The organism is Stenotrophomonas sepilia (assembly GCF_003244875.1).
GTDB classification, from domain to species: Bacteria; Pseudomonadota; Gammaproteobacteria; order Xanthomonadales; family Xanthomonadaceae; genus Stenotrophomonas; species Stenotrophomonas sepilia.
Map to the genome: position 1 here is coordinate 22026 of NZ_LXXZ01000052.1, position 17350 is coordinate 39375.

A 17350-nucleotide genomic window follows, 5' to 3' on the forward strand; every position below is an offset into this window, starting at 1 on the left:
CCATCCATGTTGGCGGCAATGAGCGCACCGTGTCCGCGATGTGCGCATCATCAACTATCTCGTAAATTTTCCCGTGACAGAGTAGAGCGGCTCGAGTAACCACTCATAGAGCTTTCGGCGCTCTCCCATAATATCTGCTTCAAGCTGCATACCTGGACGCAGTGGCTCGCGGTTCCCATATGCCAGAACATCCTGGTGGTCCAGCGAAACGAAGACACGATACAGGGACTGATTTGGATCGTTGCTCTCCTTACTTTTCATCATTGCGCTTCTGGAGATGCGAATTACGGTGCCCTCATGAGTACCGAACTTTTGGTAGGGATATGCTTGGTACCTCAGCAAAACTCGATCACCCACTTTCACGAAGCCTATCGCGGAACTCGGGACAAGCAACTGCGCTCTTAGCTCGGACCCTTCGGGTAGCAAGCTAAGAATCGCCTGACCTGGCTGTACGGCCTGTCCGGCCTCGACCAACCGGTTCGCGACAAGTCCGGCTACGGGAGCCCGAAGAAGGAGTTCGCCATCGGCCTCCATCCGAATAGTTTCCTGGCTCAGTGCCGCCAAGTCCCGCTCAGACGCGGCCTTAGTCGACAGCCTCTGCTGAGGAATCTCCGCAAGGCGCTGCTCCAGTTCAGCCAGACTCCTACGAATTGACGTCGCTTGGCGTTGGAGCGCCTGCTGTGCGTTCACCATCTCAAGTGTCGATTGCTCTTGCTGGTTGATCTGAACGAGACTCACATAACGCTGACCCTCCACGCTTCTATAGCGAGCTACGGTTTCGCGCCCGATCCTTACCTGCTCGCCGCGTGTCTGGATCTCAGACTCAATCTGGGCTAGCTCTTGCAACATCGCGCTGCGCTGCGCTTTGGCGCCGTCCTGCTGGGCTGCAAACTGTCTGTCCTGAAACTCGCTGATCGCGCTTACGCTTGCAATTCGGCTCCTCTGGGCATCGAGCAAGGTAGACACAGAATCGCGACCGGAGGACGTGACTCTTGGAACATTCACTGTCAGCAGTCCATCTTGAACACGAACATGGTCGCCCTCTTCCACATTCAACCTTGACACGACACCTGCAGAGGGAGCGACGACTGTGGACAGCCCGAGATCTGGCACAAGTTCACCCAGTACCCGCGATCTGCGCGAGTACTCGCCCAGGTACAGGAAGCTGACAATTGTCGAGGCAGCTATCGCTGCGAAGAGCCCCAGAATCCAGAATCGAACAGGTTGCGCGAGAGATATCGCCCCGAGCCAGCTGCGCCGCTGTGCGTCCACTGCCTCCTTTCGGAACAAATCGCTCATGAAACAGTGACCTTTTCACGCTGTTCTCCGTTCGCCAAAGGACCCGAAGGGCTTCGCTTCAGTTCCGGAGCAATCGTCCCCGCATGCATAACGAGGACTCGGTCGGCACTTGCGATCGTCTCGGGACGATGAGCAATGATCACTCGGGTGAGGTCAAGCTTCCGCACCGCGTTGCTGACAAGCCTCTCTCGATCCACGTCCAGATGGCTGGTTGCCTCGTCAAGAAAGAGAAAACGAGGTTTCCGATACAAGGCTCTAGCAAGGATTACCCTCTGCCTTTGGCCTCCCGACAAGGAGGTTCCCATGTCTCCGATCAGGCTGTTATACCCCATTGGCATCGCAGAGATATCGTCGTGGACTGCAGCTAGGCGAGCTGCCTCACGCACTCGATCTTCGTCCCAGTCCTGATCCTCGAAGGCAATATTTTCACTCACACTTCCCGCGAAGAGCTGATCATCCTGCATTACAGCTCCGATCACTCGGCGATAGGCATCCATGTCGAGCTTGGAAAGCGGCACGCCCCCGACTCGAACCTCGCCTTCGGAGGGTTGCAGAAGGCCAAGCAGAATCTTCAGTAATGTTGTCTTTCCGCAACCCGAGGGACCGATGATGGCCACCGATTCGCCGGGCTCAATCACCAGGCTGCAGTTCCTGAGTACCCACGGCTCACCAGGAGCATAGCGAAAGCCAAGTCCATCGGCCTCGATACGCAGATCATCAGGGGGCAGACCACCTGACCTTAAAGAAGGGCTCTCCGGCTCCGTGAGAACAATGTCAGAAAGCCGCTCACCATGTAAGCGAAGCATGCGGAGTTCCACCCACTTGTCGATCAAGGCGCCCACGCGCTGTGAGAACTGATCCTTGTAGGCAAGGTAAGCGATCAGCATACCCACTGAGAACACGCTCTCCATTGCGAGAAGCGCTCCAATCCAGATGACCGCGATGCGTTCCAGACCAAACACAAATTGGCTTGCGCCACTGAAACCCAGGCCAAACTTCGAAAGCCAAATGTCTCGGTTGATGGCATCGTTCAAAAGGTTGAAGTAGCCAGCTTGGCGAATCGACTCGCGGCCCGCGACCTTCACTGACTGAACTCCGCGGATTGACTCAAGCAGATGACTCTGCTGTTTTGCCCCCGCGATCAACTGCGCCTCGGTTCCGCGCCGAAGAGGATTAAATGCTAACGCGCGCGCGACGGCATACAGGGCGACGGCGATTAGGGTGACGAGAGCGAGCTTCCAGCTGTACAGCAACATCATGCCAAGCGTCACTGTCATCATGAGACCGTCGATCAGCGCTTCAACAAAACTTGTCGTCAGCGTTCGCTGAATGGCCTGAACACTCCCCATGCGCGAGGTGACGTCACCCAGATAGCGCTTCTCAAAGTAATCCAAGGGCAAGTGCATGAGATGTCGAAAGACGTTGCCGGTCCACTGCAGGCTCAACCGATTCGACAGATAAATCACCGCTCTGCCGCGAATCTGTCCGATGCATACCTGCAGTACAAGTGCCAGACCAAAGCCGAGGCCAAGTACAGTCAGAAGGTCTCTATCGGAAGCGACTAGTGCCTGATCAACTGTCCATTGCATGAAGAATGGCGCTATCAGCACGAATATTTGAAGAGCAACTGACAACATCAGCAGCAAGCCGAGGGATCGCCATAGCCCTTCGATCTTTCCGGTCAATTGCTTCAGCGAGACTGCGGCTGGAGGCGGCGTGACCTGGAACTCTGCGGTTGGATGGAGCTCAAGAGCGATGCCCGTAAAGTGCCGCGAGACCTCTTCGAAGGATAGCTTGCGCTTGCCAAATGCCGGGTCCAGGACAGTGACGCTGCTTCGATGGAGCTTCTCAATCACCACGAAGTGATTAAGGTCCCAATGCGCGATGCAGGGCAGTTGCAGCTGGCTCAGATGCTCCATGTCCAAGCTCAACGGGCGACAACGAAAGCCAAGCTTTGCCCCAACGTCAATGATGTGAGCCAGCGTAGCGCCTTTGAGCGAGAGCGGATACCGGCGACGAAGTTCCCGAAGCCCGGCCTTGTTGCCATGGTGCGCCGCGACCATGGCCAAGCATGCAAGACCACACTCAGCCACCTCAGACTGTATAGGGGCGTCCATGCGTCGCCCTCCTAGTCGTGAAAATACTTCATCGATTGCGTTCTCAATTGCGGTGGATCTCCAGACTAAGCGGACGCCCGCTGCAAAATGCTTTCAAAGAACTTTGAGAATAGGATGTAAATTTCGCCACCTTGACTCCAAAGGAACCACAGCAATGCAATCGCACCAAGAACATGAGCGTCCCGCCTTTTGACTCTGAAAACATAGAACTTGCCCCGCTCACCTCCACCTTTTGAATCATCTGATTGCACAAATGGCTCCACGACGAAAAATGGAAGATGCCGGGTAGAAGCACCCGGCATCCAAGGTAATAGGAAGCAACTAGACTATGACGTCAGTGGAAGAATCGGGAGAGGCCGCGTACTCCTTCATCGCGCCCCAAGCACTACCTAGAGCTGAACCCACCATCCTTCCCCAGTTCCAAGTCTGCCAATCTCCACCTGAAATTTCTCCGATTTCATCGCAATGTAGCTCTCGAAATTCCCTCATTTACTTTGGCTCCATATAGCTGGTTCGATTGAACCCGTCCAAGACGCCGTCTACAAAGTCCGCGATTTCATTTCGTTCGTAGTAGACAAACGCGGCCACGGCGGCCCAAGGCAGCCATCCTCCTGAGATGCTATCGATCTGATCTGCAGAAATCTCTTTCATGGAATGCTCCTTATCCTTGATGAAGGGACCATCTTCTTTAACGAATACAACCAACACGGCGGCAGTTCAGGACTCCGCATTCACGCCGCAGGTCAACGATGTGCTTGAATTTGCATTCACATCCATGAGGAAAGTTGCAAATCGCCTGACACTTAGTAGGCAGGCAATGACACTAGCCTCACGTGAGAATATTGGGTTGGCGATCCCGTCTTGGGTGGACCCGAACAGGTTCCCCCTACCCGCGTGGCCCACCCATCACCGGCAGGATCACCCCACTGATGTAACTGGCACAGGCCGGAGATGCCAGGAACACATACGCCGGTGACAGCTCTTCAGGCTGTGCAGGCCGGCCCATGTCGCTGTCCTTGCCAAACTCCGCCACGTCTTCGGCCTGCTTGTCGGCGGGGTTCAGCGGCGTCCATACCGGCCCCGGCGCCACGCAGTTCACGCGGATGCCGCGCGGCAGCAGCTGGCTGGCCAGCGCCTTGGTGAACGCATGGATCGCGCCCTTGGTGGCGGAATAGTCGATCAGCGCCTTGCTGCCGAAGATCCCCGTTTCCGAGCCGGTGTTGATGATGCTGGCGCCTTCGCCCAGATGCGGCAGTACCGCACGCGCCATCTGGATGTAACCGCCGATGTTGGTCTGCAGGGTTTCCTGCAGGTGCGCGTCTTCCAGGTCTTCCAGGCGCTCGCAGTGCAGCTGGAACGCGGCGTTGTTGACCAGGATATCGATGCCGCCGAACGCCTTGGCCACCTGCTTGACAGCCTTGTTGCAGAAGCGCGGGTCGCGCACATCGCCGGCGATCACCACGCAGCGGCCGCCTTCGCGCTCCACGTGCTGGCGGGTGATGTCCGCGTCCTCGGCCTCGTCCAGGTGCAGTACCGCCACATCCGCACCTTCGCGCGCGAACAACACTGCCACCGCACGGCCAATGCCGGAGTCGCCACCGGTGACGATCGCACGCATGCCCTGCAGCTTGCCGCTGCCCGCGTAGTCGGGCGCAAGGAAACGGGGCGCCAGCTCCAGTTCGTGCTCGTGCCCGGGCTTGGCCAGCTGCTGCGCCGGCATCGCCTCCGGCTGCCGGCGTGCGCCGGCCTGGGTCGCGGTCTTCTTTGTTGCCTTCTTGGCTGCGCGGGCGTCCTTGGCCTTCTCCTGGTCCTGCAGGCGCCGCTGCCGTGCAGCGACGCGTGCCGCCCGTGGATCACTGGCGGCTGCCTTGCGGGTTGCGGTCTTCACCACGCGCGGGCGATCAGGGTCGGCGACCGCCTTGGTCGAGGTGCTGCCTTTACGCACTTTCGGCGATGCCTTACGGCGGGCGGGGGTCTTCCTGGTGGTGGCCATGCAGGTCTCCTCGGGAGGGAAAGGGGCTGCCGGCCAGCGGCCGGCACTACCGGGGGGCGGCCCATGCCGCTCCTGCAGTGTCTCCACCCACGCTGTTGGCGGCGGTGAGCGCGCCGTGTCCACGATGTGCACGGCATTCATTCCGCCACCACGTCTGACGTCGCACCCTGCACGCAATCACACAAGGAGTGCCTCCATGAAACATGCCATCGCCACCGCCGCCGCCTGCTTTGCCCTTGCCGCCTGCAGCAGCACACCGATGGCCCAGGTGCAGCCGATCGACGGCGTGATTTCCGGCCAGTGCCACAGCGACAGGGTGCGCGGCGCGGTGGGCCTGGCCGCCTCGGACGCCACCGTGGCCCGCGCACGCGTGGACAGCGACAGCCTGCACGTACGGGTCCTGCGCCATGACGGTCCGCGGGTGCCGCCGGCCAGCGAAGGCGGCGACCGCCTGACCATCGAGAAGGGCCGGACCAACAACATCGTTGCGATCTACTGCGGCTGACGACTGCGACTGAGCCGCCGCGCCCGGCGCAGCACTTTCAGGGTGGCCTGCTCCCACTGCCGCGGGCCTCGCAGGCCGGCCAGCGAGGCCAGCTCACCGCGCTCCCAGCCGGCAAACACGCACGGGTCGATGTAGGCCTTGCGGCACACGGCCGGCGTGTTGCCCAGCCGTGCCGCCACCTGGCAGACCACTTCGCGCTGCGCCTTGGCCAGCGCGCGCTGGCTGGCCGGTTCCGGCAGTTCGGTGGCGGCCAATGCCTGTACCGCCGCCAGCGTGCCGCCCCAGGTGCGGAAGTCCTTGGCGGTGAAGTCTTCGCCCATCACCTCGCGCAGGTAGTCGTTCACCGCGCCGGAATCCACCGGCTGCAGCGCGCCTTCGTCGTCGCGGTACTGGAACAGCGCCTGTCCGGGCAGCTGCTGGATGCCGCGCACCAGCGTGCCCAGCCGCCGATCGCCCACCACCACCTCGTGCAACTGCCCGGATTTGCCCCGGAAGCGCATGCGCACGCGGCCACCGCGCAGCAGGTCCAGGTGGCGGTTGCGCAGCGTTGTCAGCCCGTAGGATTTGTTTTCCTGTGCATAGCTTTCGTTGCCCACCCGCACCAGGGTGTCGGCCAGCAGGGCCACCACCACCGCAAGCACCTTGTCGCGCGGGAAGCCGGGCTGCTTCAGATCGCGCGACAGCCGCCGCCGCAACGTGGGCAACGCCTCGCCAAAGGCGATGATGCGATCGAACTTGCCGGCATCGCGCTCCTTCGCCCAATCGGCATGGTAGCGATACTGCTTGCGTCCACGCGCATCGCGGCCGGTGGCCTGCAGGTGGCCATTGGCGTGGGCGCAGATCCACACAGCGGTATACGCAGGTGGAATCGCCAGCGCACGGATGCGCTGCAGGGTGGCGGCATCGCGAACCGCGTGGCCATCGGCATCGCGGTAACTGAAGCCCTTGCCGGCGCGGCGCCGGCTGATGCCTGGCTGGGTGTCATCGACATAGCGCAGGCCGGCCGCGCGCGCGGCCTGTCGTTCGGGGGTAGAGGAGGTTGACATGACCGCAGTGTCGCCGTCGCGATGCCGCGAACCTGTCGATAACAGAAGACAAACACGTGAGGGTCGGTTCGCCGCTATGCTCGGGCTTTCACAATCCCTTCCGGAGTCATGATGTCGTTCCCGATTCGCGCCCGTTCGCTCTCCGCCCTGCTGCTGCCGGCCGTGCTGGCCCTGACCGCCTGCCAGGCTCCGGCGCTGGATGAACAGGATTCGGCCACTGCCCATGCCCAGCAGGCGGCCGAAGCCGCCAAGGCGCCGGCCGACGAAACCGGCAAGGCCACCGAGGCACCGCCGGTCGGCACCTGCGATGCCAGCCAGGTGCAGAGCCTGGTCGGCCAGGCCTACGCCGACGCGCTGGGCAAGCAGGCGCAGGAAGATGCCGGTGCCCACCAGCTGCGCGTCATGAAGCCCAATGACGTCGCCACCATGGAGTTCCTCGGCGACCGCCTGAACATCGAAGTGGACGACAAGGGGCTGGTCAGCGGCGTGCGCTGCGGCTGAGTTCGACCGCGCGCCGGCACGGGGTTGCCGGCGCGTTCTGTTGCACCTGCAACCGTGTATTGCGGCGCTGCAGCAACCTGTGATCTAGTCGAGGCATCCGGTGGCCTCACGATGCGCTCCAGGGAATGAGCGGGGACGAGTGTCGCCGCCAACCCTATACGCATCGAGGTAGAGATGGCCCCCCGCAACCGCCAAGGGCTTTACGACCCGCGCTCCGAGCGCGATGCCTGTGGATTTGGCATGGTCGCCCAGCTCGACGATCAACCTTCGCGCCTGTTGGTTGATACCGCCATCGCCGCGCTTTCGCGCATGACCCACCGCGGCGGCGTCGCCGCCGATGGCCTGACCGGCGATGGCTGCGGCCTGCTGCTGCGCCGCCCCGATGCGTTCCTGAAACTGCTGGCCAGTGAAGCCGGCATCGCCGTCGCCGCACGCTTCGCTGCCGGCCTGGTGTTCCTGCCACACGATGCCGAGGCTGCACACGCCTGCCGCACGCAGCTGCAGGCGCAGCTCGAAGCGGTCGGCTGCAAGGTCGCCGGCTGGCGCGAGGTACCCACCGACGACAGCGTCTGCGGCCAGCTGGCGCGCGACACCCTGCCACGCATCGAGCAGGTGTTCGTCGATGCCGGCGTCGGCCAGGATGATGCCGGCTTCGCGCTGGCGCTGTTCCTGGCCCGTCGCCGCAGCGAACAGCAGCTGCGCGACCATGCCGACTTCTACGTCACCACCCTCACCCCGGATGCGATCAGCTACAAGGGCATGGTGCTGCCGGACAAGCTCAGCCGCTTCTTCCCCGACCTGCAGCGCCGCGAACTGGCCTCCAGCGCGATCGTGTTCCACCAGCGCTTCTCCACCAACACGCTGCCGCGCTGGCCGCTGGCGCACCCGTTCCGGATGCTCGCCCACAACGGCGAGATCAACACCATCGAAGGCAACCGTCGCTGGGCGCAGGCGCGCAGCAAGGTGTGGAAGACGCCGCGCTTCGACATCGCCGAGTTCGATCCGGTGATCTCCATGCACGGTTCGGACTCGCAGAGCCTGGACAACATGCTGGAGCTGATGGTCGCCGGTGGCATGGAACTGATCCAGGCGCTGCGCATCCTGGTGCCGCCGGCCACCCAGTCGCTGGAGTTCAAGGACCCCGACCTGGCCGCGTTCTACGAGTTCCACGGCCTGAACAGCGAGCCGTGGGACGGCCCGGCCGGCATCGTCGCCTGCGACAGCCGCTACGCGGTGTGCACGCTGGACCGCAACGGCCTGCGCCCGGCGCGCTGGATGCTCACCGCCGACCGCCACTTCCTGGTCGCCTCCGAAGCCGGCGTGTGGGAAGTGCCGACCGAGCGCGTGGTGCGCAAGGGCAAGCTCGGCCCCGGCGAAATGGTGGCCATCGACCTCAAGCGCGGCGACCTGCTCGATTCGGACGCGGTGGACCGCATCAACCGCGGCCGCGCGCCGTACAAGCAGTGGCTGCAGCAGGGCGTGACCTACCTGCAGACCGAACTGATCGACCCGTCGCTGGTGGAAGAGCCGTTCGACGAAGCCACCCTGCGCAGCTACCACAAGCTCTACCAGCTCAGCAGCGAGGAAGTGGAACAGGTGCTGCGGCCGCTGGCCGAGACCGAGCAGGAAGCCACCGGCTCGATGGGCGACGACACACCGATGGCGGTACTGAGCCAGCGCAGCCGCCCGCTGTACGACTATTTCCGCCAGGCCTTCGCGCAGGTCACCAACCCGCCGATCGATCCGCTGCGCGAAGACTGCGCGATGTCCCTGTCCACCCAGCTCGGCAAGGAGACCAACATCTTCCATGCCGGCCCGGAGACGGTGAACCACGTCATCCTCAACTCGCCGGTGCTGAGCCAGCGCAAGCTGCGCCAGCTGCTGAAGATGGACCAGTACGTGCAGGCCAACCGCCTGCTCGACCTGTCCTACAGCGAAGACGAGGGCCTGCGTGCCGGCATCGAGCGCATCTGTGCCGAGGCCGAGCAGGCCGCGCGCGAGGGCATGGTGATGCTGCTGCTGTCCGACCGCTACCCGGTGGCCGGTCGGCCGATGGTGCATGCGCTGCTGGCCACCAGCGCCATCCACCACCACCTCTCGCGGCTGGGGCTGCGCTGCGACGTCAATCTGATCGTCGAAACCGGCACCGCGCGCGACCCGCACCACATGGCCTGCCTGCTCGGCTTCGGTGCCACCGCGGTGTATCCGTACCTGGCCTACCAGACCCTGTTCGACCTGGGCCGACGCGGCATCCTCAAGCTCAGCAAGGGCGGCGAGCAGTCGCAGATCGGCCGCCGCTACCGCAAGGGCATCTACAAGGGCCTGTCGAAGATCATCTCGAAGATGGGCATCTGTACGGTGGCCAGCTATCGCGGCGCACAGCTGTTCGAGATCATCGGCCTGGAACCCGAGGTTGTGGACATGTGCTTCCCGGACACCGCCTCGCGCATCGGCGGCGCCGGCTTCGCACGCCTGGATGCCGACGCGCGCGAGCTGTGCGCGCAGGCCTGGGATGCGCAGCAGGGCGTGGACGTGGGCGGCCTGCTGAAGTACGTGCACGGCGGCGAGTACCACATGTACAACCCCGACGTGGTCACCACCCTGCAGCGCGCCGCGCGCAGCGGTGACCCGCGTGCGTGGCAGCAGTACTGCGATGCGGTGCACGCGCGCCCGCCATCGGCGCTGCGCGACCTGCTGGAACTGGTGCCGGCCGCAATGCCGGTGCCGCTGGACGAGGTCGCCCCGGCCAGCGCCCTGTTCCCGCGCTTCGATACTGCAGCGATCAGCCTCGGCGCCCTGTCGCCGGAAGCGCACGAGGCACTGGCCATCGCCATGAACCGCCTCGGCGGCCGCAGCAATTCCGGCGAAGGCGGCGAGGATCCCGCACGCTATGGCACCGCGAAGCGCAGCAAGATCAAGCAGGTGGCCTCGGGCCGCTTCGGCGTCACCGCCGAATACCTGGTCAATGCCGAGGTGCTGCAGATCAAGGTCGCGCAGGGCGCCAAGCCCGGCGAGGGCGGCCAGCTGCCGGGGCACAAGGTCAACGAACTGATCGCACGCCTGCGCTATGCGCGCCCGGGCATCGGCCTGATCTCGCCGCCACCGCACCACGACATCTATTCGATCGAAGACCTGGCGCAGCTGATCTACGACCTCAAGCAGGTCAACCCGACCGCGCTGGTGTCGGTGAAGCTGGTCAGCCATGCCGGCGTCGGCACGATTGCCGCAGGCGTGGTCAAGGCCGGTGCGGACCTGATCACCATCTCCGGCCATGACGGCGGCACCGGTGCGTCGCCGGTCAGCTCGATCCGCTATGCCGGCGTGCCATGGGAACTGGGCGTGGCCGAAGCGCACCAGGCGCTGCTGGCCAACGACCTGCGCGGGCGCACCCTGCTGCAGACCGATGGCGGCCTGAAGACCGGCCTGGATGTGGTCAAGGCCGCGCTGCTGGGAGCGGACAGCTTCGGCTTCGGCACCGCGCCGATGATCGTGCTGGGCTGCAAGTACCTGCGCATCTGCCACCTCAACAACTGCGCCACCGGCGTCGCCACCCAGGACGAGCGCCTGCGCGAGAACCACTTCACCGGCCAGCCCGAACGCGTGGAGAACTTCTTCCGCCTGCTGGCCGAGGAAGTGCGCGGCTGGCTGTCGTACCTGGGCGTGCGTTCGCTGGAAGAGATCGTCGGCCGCACCGACCTGCTGCGGCAGATCGACGCGGCACCGCGCGAGGGCGTGCGCGTGGACCTGTCGCGCCTGCTGGCCGATGCCCGCTACGAAGGCAGCCACTGCGCCGCCCAGCGCCTGTACGAATCGCCGGACAGCCTGGCCACGCAGATGGATGGGCTGCTGGCCCCGGCCATCGAGCACAAGCGCGGTGGCGAGCACCGCTTCCTGATCCACAACACCGACCGCAGCATCGGCACCCGCCTGGCCGGCGCGGTTGCGCGCGCGCACGGCAACCAGGGCATGGCCGAGGCACCGCTGGAACTGCGCTTCCGTGGCAGCGCCGGGCAGAGCTTCGGTGCCTTCAACGTCGGTGGCCTGCACCTGGAAGTGGAAGGCGAAGCCAACGACTACGTCGGCAAGGGCATGGCCGGCGGCCGGCTGGTGGTGCGTCCGCCGCGTGGCGCCCGCTTCGAGGCACGCAGCACCGCCATCATTGGCAACACCTGCCTGTATGGCGCTACCGGTGGCGAGCTGTTCGCCGCCGGTCGTGCCGGCGAACGCTTCGCGGTGCGCAATTCGGGCGCGCTGGCGGTGGTGGAAGGTGCCGGTGACCACTGCTGCGAGTACATGACCGACGGCGTGGTGCTGGTGCTGGGCAAGGTCGGGCTGAACTTCGGCGCCGGCTTCACCGGTGGCCTGGCTTACGTGCTGGACGTGGACCGCGATTTTGTCGACCGCTACAACCACGAGCTGATCGACATCCATCGCGTCTCCGCCGAAGGCTTCGAGAACTACCGCCAGCACCTGCACCGCCTGATCGGCCGCCACCGCGAGCTGACCGGCAGCATCTGGGCACAGCAGATCCTGGACGAGTTCCGCGATTACATCGGCAAGTTCTGGCTGGTCAAACCGAAGGCCGCCAGCATCGAGTCGCTGACCGAAACCCTGCGACGCGCCGCCTGACGGTAGTGCCGGCCGCTGGCCGGCAACCCAGGATCACGTAGTGCCGGCCGCTGGCCGGCATCCGTAAAACACCACAGAGTCCGCCATGAGCCGCAAGCACGCCTTCCAGTTCCTCGACCTGCCCCGCACCATGCCGCAGCGCATCCCGGTGGAACTGCGCACGTCCGGCGACTGGGGCGAGCTGTACGGCAAGTTCGGCAAGGAAGACGCCCAGTACCAGGCGGGCCGCTGCCTGGACTGCGGCAACCCGTACTGCAGCTGGAAGTGCCCGGTGCACAACGCCATTCCGCAGTGGCTGCAGCTGGTGCAGGAAAACCGCATCCACGAGGCCGCCACGCTGTGCCACAGCACCAATCCGCTGCCGGAAGTGTGCGGCCGGGTCTGCCCGCAGGATCGGCTGTGCGAAGGCAGCTGCACGCTGGAGGAATTCGGCGCGGTCACCATCGGCGCGGTGGAGAAGTACATCGTCGATACCGCACTGGCCAGTGGCTGGCGCCCGGACCTTGGCGCGGTGCAGCCGACCGGCCACAGTGTGGCGGTGATTGGTGCCGGCCCGGCCGGGCTGGCCTGTGCCGACCGCCTGGCACGCGCCGGCATTGCCGCCGTGGTCTACGACCGCTACGAGCAGATCGGTGGCCTGCTGCAGTTCGGCATTCCCAGCTTCAAGCTGGACAAGGACGTGATCCATCGCCGCCGTGAAGTACTGGAAGGCATGGGCGTGCAGTTCCGCCTCGGTGTGGAGATCGGCCGTGATGTCAGCGTGCAGCAGTTGCTGGACAGCCACGATGCGGTGTTCATCGGCACCGGCGCCTACCGCTATACCGAGGGTGGCCTGGTCGGCCAGGACCTGAAGGGCGTGCTGCCGGCGCTGCCGTTCCTGGTGCAGAACAGCCGCATCGTCGGCGGCGATGATCCGAAGGGCCGGCCGATCGCCGGCTGGGAAGACACCATCGCCCTGCCCGACCTCAACGGCAAGCGCGTGGTGGTTCTGGGCGGTGGCGATACCGGCATGGACTGCGTGCGCAGTGCGGTGCGGCTGGGCGCGGCCAAGGTCACCTGCGCCTATCGCCGCGACGAAGCCAACATGCCCGGCAGCGCGCGCGAAGTCGCCAATGCACGCGAGGAAGGGGTGCGCTTCCTGTTCAACCGGCAGCCGCTGTCGATCGAAGCCGGCGCCGACGACGAGGTGATCGGCGTGACCGTGGTCGAGACCCGGCTGGGCGAGCCCGATGCCAATGGCCGCCAGAACGCGGTGCCGATCGAAGGCAGTGAGTCGCTGCTGGAGGCAGACGTGGTGATCATCGCCTTCGGCTTCTCGCCGAGCGTGCCGGCGTGGCTGGCGGAACTGGGGGTGGAAGGCCAGCCCAATGGCCGCATCCTCGCCGGTGGCAAGGACCGCCTGCCGTTCCAGACCGCGCATCCACGCCTGTTCGCCGGTGGTGACGCGGTGCGTGGTGCCGATCTCGTGGTAACCGCGGTGGCCGAAGGCCGCGACGCTGCTGCCAGCATCGTCCGCCTACTGGCGCACTGAGTCCGGCAGCAGCAGCACTTCCAGCAGCGCGCGCAGTTCGTGCACCTCCAGCGGCTTGGCCAGGAAATGGTCGATGCCCGCATCACGGCAGGCCTCACGGGTGCGCTCCAGCACGCTGGCAGTCAGCGCAATGATCGGGACCCGCGCACGGGTGGCGCAGGCGTCGCTCCGGATCGCCCGGGCCAGCGCGAAGCCATCCATGTGCGGCATGTGGCAGTCGGTGATGACCAGGTCGAACGGTTGCGCCTGCCAGGCCTCCCATGCCTGCAGGCCGTCGCTACAGGCGTGCACCTGCAGTCCCAGCTCGCACAGGCGTTGTGCCAGCAACTGCAGGTTGGTCGGATGATCCTCGGCCACCAGCACCCGCGCCGGCGGCAACGGTCGTTGCGCGGGCCGTGCCGTCGCCGGTCCCGCAGCGGGGGCCGCACAGGCCGCCAGGTCCAGCTCCAGCCACACAGTGGTGCCCTTGCCGGGCACGCTGCGCAGGTGCAGACGCCCGCCCATCGACGTCGCCAGCTCGCGGCAGATCGACAGCCCCAGGCCACTGCCGCCGAAACGGCGCGTGGTCGACGCCTCGGCCTGCTCGTAGGCGGCAAACACCGCCTGTTGCCGCTCCACGCTGATGCCCACGCCGGTGTCGGTCACCTGCAGGCGCAGTCGCTGGCCGCCGTCGCGCTGCTGCAGCACGCGGACCTGCAACACCACGCTTCCCTGCAGGGTGAACTTGAGCGCATTGCCGGCCAGGTTGAACAGGACCTGCCGCAGGCGCAGCCCGTCAGCCAGCGACCAGGGCTGCAACGTCGGGTCGATCTCGCTGCACAGGTGCAGCCCGCGGCTGGCCGCGACGGGCATCAACAGCTGCTGCACCGCGCGCACCAGCGCCGCCAGATCGGTCGGACGCAGCTGCAGGGGCGCCGGCTGCAGGCGCTGGCTGTGCAGCACATCGTCGAGGATCTGCCGCAGCATCTGCGCAGCGTCACCGACGGTGGTCAGCACCTGCCGCTGGCCCGCATCCAGGTCCGTGCCAGCCAGCCGCTCCAGCATGCCCAGGAGGGTGCTCATCGGCGTGCGGATCTCGTGGCTCATGGTCGCCAGGAAATGGCCCTTGGCCAGCGCCGCCTGCTCGGCCGCGCGGCGCGCCTCGGCCAACGCCGTTGCGCGCGCCTGGGCTTCGCTGACGTCCATCCAGTAGCCGCTCCACTCCACGCTGCTGTCATCGCACGGCAACGGTCGTCCCTGTGATCGGACCCAGCGCCAGCCCTGCGCCGACCGGGTGCGGAAGGTAACGTCGATCGGACCGCGCACGAGCGCGGCCGCTTCGATGCTCGCCATCACCCGGCTGCGGTCACCGGCATGCACGGCCGCCAGCAGCTGCAGATGGTCGATCTGCTCAGTCTCCACGGCTACGCCGAACAGCGCCTGCACGTCGCCGGCGATCTGCGCCAGGCTGTAGTGGCCGGTTGCCGAACGGCGCGCCTGGTAGACCACCGCCGGCAGGTTCGCGGTGACTTCATGCAAGCGCTGCTCCAGCACCCGGCGACGCACGCTCTCGCGATGCACGCGCCAGTAGCCGAAGGCATGCAGCAGTATGAGCGCGAGCAGGATCAGCGACACCGGCACCAGCCAGCGCAGTGCCGAACCGGCGGGCCGCGCACGTGGCAGTTCCGGCAGCCAGGCACTGCGAACCGACGCCCGACGCGCATCGCCCTCCCGCTGCAGCTCCCGGTCGAAGGCAGCGACCACCGCGGCACAGGCCGGTACGGCGGCCAGCACCAGTGCATCGCCGAAGCCCGCGGGTGCTGCGATCACCAGAGGGTCACCCGGCACGGCGCGAAGCGCGGCTTCGACTTCAGCGAGATTGGCCACCACGGCATCGACCAGCCCGGCGCGCAGCAGTGACAGCGCGTGGTCCAGCGGCGCCGGTGCCAGCAGCTGCGCACCCGGGGCCTGTTCGGCCAGCAATGCGTCCAGCGGCAGCCGGTCCGGGCTGGCCACGCTGCGGCCACGCAGTCCCTCCAACCCCAGCACTGGCGCTGCACCCTCGCGCCGCACGATCACCTGTGGCACTTCCAGGTAGGGGCTGCTGGCCACCCAGCCGGTCGGCAGCTGTGCGCGCGGCCAGCCCAGCAGCACCTGGGTGCCAGCCGGCAGCGGGTCATCGGTGAGCACCGCTGCCGGCAACGGCTGCGCATGCTGCACTGCCTGCGGGCCCAGCAGCGGCAGGTAATCTGCAGCCAACCCCGCAAGGTCGCCCTGCACGCTGTACGACAGCGGCGGCCGATCGGAACGCCATGCCACCTGCAGTGGACTCGCACAGCCGGACGCAGCAGCGATGCCGGGCAGCAACAGCGATGCCATGACAGCGGCGACGGCGCGGCGGCCGGCGACATTCACGGTAGACATCCTCATTTCGCGGGCAGGAACCACGGCCGCGCAGCGGTACCGCTGCCAGCCACGCTAGCGAGGCGCGCTTCCGCGACAATGAGAAAAATTCGAAAAACATCCCTATCGGCGAATGCCGACATACACTGCCGCTTCTACCCGTCCCTACGGAGCGCTCGATGCGTATCGGCCTGGCCGCCAACCGTCTCCATCACCACGATGCGCGCGCCGCGCTGTTCCGCTGGCTGCGTGCCAGCGAGGCCGGGCTGCGTGAACTGGGGGTATCGCTGCACGCGGTCGGGCGCACCCACGATGCGATCGAACGGCAGGGCTTCCTGGCCGGCTACGGCGGCCTGCACCGCTACCCCTACGGCCGCGAGGGTGGCCTGATGAAGCTGGTGGCCGAAGTGGTTGGCATGGGGCCGGAGCGCACCCTGGACGGTGCGATCTACCTGATCGACCCGGTCGATCCTTCCTCGGTGTTTCCGGAGGCAACCGCGCTCAAGCGGCAGTGCGTGATCCACGGCAAGCCGTTCATTTCAACCGTGGCCACTGCGCGTGACTGGATCGAGGTGGAACGCATCCACGCCGGGCTGGCTGCCGATGCCGGTGCCGACGATCTGCATGCCTTCCAGCACCAGACGCTGGCGCTGATCGCGCACGACGCCATGAAGCCGGCGATGCTGGCCTTCGCCGACGAGCACTTCGATGTGCTGGCACGGTTCGGCGAGCGCGTGGCGACCGGCACCACCGGCCAGCGCTTGAACGAACTGGCCTGGAGCCGCGGCTGGCCCAGCGATACGCCGTGGGTGACGCGCTACCAGAGCGGCCCGATGGGCGGCGATGCGCAGATTGCCGACCGTGTGCTGGAGGGGCGCTGCCAGCGCGCGATCTTCTTCGAGGACCCGCATGTGGCACGCCAGCACGAGGCCGATATCCAGCTGTTGGAGCGCGCGGTGACAACGGTGACCGACCAGGCGGTGTGCATCACCGCGCCGAGGGTGGCGGCACGCTGGGCGGCCGCGGCGGCATTGCGGGCTGGGTGAGGGTTTCGGCCAACGGCTGCACCCCTCGTGGTCGGTCGTTCAAACCAGAAGCCGTGCTCGGCCAGGCGGGGTGGATTGCGCAGGGGTCGCTGCAAGTACGTCCCTGTAAGCTCGGTCGCCGCATCCATGCGGCTCACGCCCCCGCAACCGGACCCACCCCGCCTTCGACAGACCTCCGCGATCTGTCGGAACAGCTCATGGGGTCAGATCCGTTTTCCGAAGGAAAACGGATCTGACCCCGGAATTTCATTCGATATCTGACAGATTTCATCCACTCATGGCGTGGATCGTCACTACATGT

General features: G+C 65.5%; 11 protein-coding genes. 5 read left to right on the forward strand and 6 right to left on the reverse strand.

All coding sequences use genetic code 11. The features are described from left to right. Positions 1–54 precede the first annotated feature (54 nt). The 4 genes from A7X97_RS09925 to A7X97_RS09940 form a co-directional block, all read right to left on the reverse strand. Positions 55–1299, reverse strand: coding sequence for an HlyD family secretion protein (locus tag A7X97_RS09925; protein WP_072167403.1), 1245 nt, complete (start codon positions 1297–1299; stop codon positions 55–57). Continuing rightward, positions 1296–3416: a peptidase domain-containing ABC transporter gene (locus A7X97_RS09930; RefSeq protein ID WP_111007878.1), complete on the reverse strand. Its 2121-nt coding sequence runs from the start codon at positions 3414–3416 to the stop codon at positions 1296–1298. Before A7X97_RS09930 ends, A7X97_RS09925 begins: the two co-directional genes overlap by 4 nt. Before the next feature lie 489 nt (positions 3417–3905). Beyond that, complete coding sequence (locus tag A7X97_RS21900) at positions 3906–4067, reverse strand: hypothetical protein (RefSeq protein ID WP_181503435.1); 162 nt, start codon at positions 4065–4067, stop codon at positions 3906–3908. 235 nt (positions 4068–4302) lie between these two features. Beyond that, positions 4303–5409, reverse strand: a complete 1107-nt coding sequence (locus tag A7X97_RS09940; RefSeq protein WP_088496783.1) for an SDR family oxidoreductase — start codon at positions 5407–5409, stop codon at positions 4303–4305. 196 nt (positions 5410–5605) lie between these two features. Between A7X97_RS09940 and A7X97_RS09945 the strand changes: the two genes are divergently transcribed. Further along, positions 5606–5914 (forward strand): hypothetical protein, encoded by a 309-nt coding sequence (locus A7X97_RS09945; protein WP_005421049.1) that lies wholly within the window; start codon positions 5606–5608, stop codon positions 5912–5914. Here A7X97_RS09945 and A7X97_RS09950 read toward each other — a convergent pair. Continuing rightward, the gene (locus A7X97_RS09950) at positions 5902–6960 is read right to left on the reverse strand and encodes a DNA topoisomerase IB (protein WP_088496784.1); all 1059 of its coding nucleotides are present in this window, start codon (positions 6958–6960) and stop codon (positions 5902–5904) included. The genes A7X97_RS09945 and A7X97_RS09950 overlap by 13 nt on opposite strands. 111 nt (positions 6961–7071) lie before the next feature. On the opposite strand from A7X97_RS09950, the gene A7X97_RS09955 reads away from it, so the two are divergent. The 3 genes from A7X97_RS09955 (at position 7072) to A7X97_RS09965 (ending at position 13621) form a co-directional block, all read left to right on the forward strand. Next, positions 7072–7461, forward strand: coding sequence for an I78 family peptidase inhibitor (locus A7X97_RS09955; protein WP_032954733.1), 390 nt, complete (start codon positions 7072–7074; stop codon positions 7459–7461). A 174-nt stretch (positions 7462–7635) separates the two neighbouring features. Next, positions 7636–12090 (forward strand): glutamate synthase large subunit, encoded by a 4455-nt coding sequence (gene gltB / locus A7X97_RS09960; protein WP_072167407.1) that lies wholly within the window; start codon positions 7636–7638, stop codon positions 12088–12090. 85 nt (positions 12091–12175) lie between these two features. Next, on the forward strand, positions 12176–13621 hold the full coding sequence (locus tag A7X97_RS09965; protein ID WP_072167408.1) for an FAD-dependent oxidoreductase: 1446 nt from the start codon (positions 12176–12178) through the stop codon (positions 13619–13621). On the opposite strand, the gene A7X97_RS09970 is transcribed toward A7X97_RS09965, so the two are convergent. Then, the gene (locus A7X97_RS09970; RefSeq protein WP_088496796.1) at positions 13607–16015 is read right to left on the reverse strand and encodes an ATP-binding protein; all 2409 of its coding nucleotides are present in this window, start codon (positions 16013–16015) and stop codon (positions 13607–13609) included. The two genes, A7X97_RS09965 and A7X97_RS09970, sit on opposite strands and share 15 nt — an antisense overlap. Positions 16016–16182: 167 nt before the next feature. On the opposite strand from A7X97_RS09970, the gene A7X97_RS09975 reads away from it, so the two are divergent. Further along, positions 16183–17049 (forward strand): methylglyoxal synthase, encoded by an 867-nt coding sequence (locus tag A7X97_RS09975; protein ID WP_088496785.1) that lies wholly within the window; start codon positions 16183–16185, stop codon positions 17047–17049. The last annotated feature ends 301 nt before the right edge of the window (positions 17050–17350 follow it).

Excerpts from the sequence above, each read along its gene's own strand:
- A7X97_RS09925 (WP_072167403.1), bottom strand. The coding sequence starts at position 1,299 with ATGAGCGATTTGTTCCGAAAGGAGGCAGTGGACGCACAGCGGCGCAGC.
- A7X97_RS09930 (WP_111007878.1), bottom strand. The coding sequence starts at position 3,416 with ATGGACGCCCCTATACAGTCTGAGGTGGCTGAGTGTGGTCTTGCATGC.
- A7X97_RS21900 (WP_181503435.1), bottom strand. The coding sequence starts at position 4,067 with ATGAAAGAGATTTCTGCAGATCAGATCGATAGCATCTCAGGAGGATGG.
- A7X97_RS09940 (WP_088496783.1), bottom strand. The coding sequence starts at position 5,409 with ATGGCCACCACCAGGAAGACCCCCGCCCGCCGTAAGGCATCGCCGAAA.
- A7X97_RS09945 (WP_005421049.1), top strand. The coding sequence starts at position 5,606 with ATGAAACATGCCATCGCCACCGCCGCCGCCTGCTTTGCCCTTGCCGCC.
- A7X97_RS09950 (WP_088496784.1), bottom strand. The coding sequence starts at position 6,960 with ATGTCAACCTCCTCTACCCCCGAACGACAGGCCGCGCGCGCGGCCGGC.
- A7X97_RS09955 (WP_032954733.1), top strand. The coding sequence starts at position 7,072 with ATGTCGTTCCCGATTCGCGCCCGTTCGCTCTCCGCCCTGCTGCTGCCG.
- gltB (WP_072167407.1), top strand. The coding sequence starts at position 7,636 with ATGGCCCCCCGCAACCGCCAAGGGCTTTACGACCCGCGCTCCGAGCGC.
- A7X97_RS09965 (WP_072167408.1), top strand. The coding sequence starts at position 12,176 with ATGAGCCGCAAGCACGCCTTCCAGTTCCTCGACCTGCCCCGCACCATG.
- A7X97_RS09975 (WP_088496785.1), top strand. The coding sequence starts at position 16,183 with ATGCGTATCGGCCTGGCCGCCAACCGTCTCCATCACCACGATGCGCGC.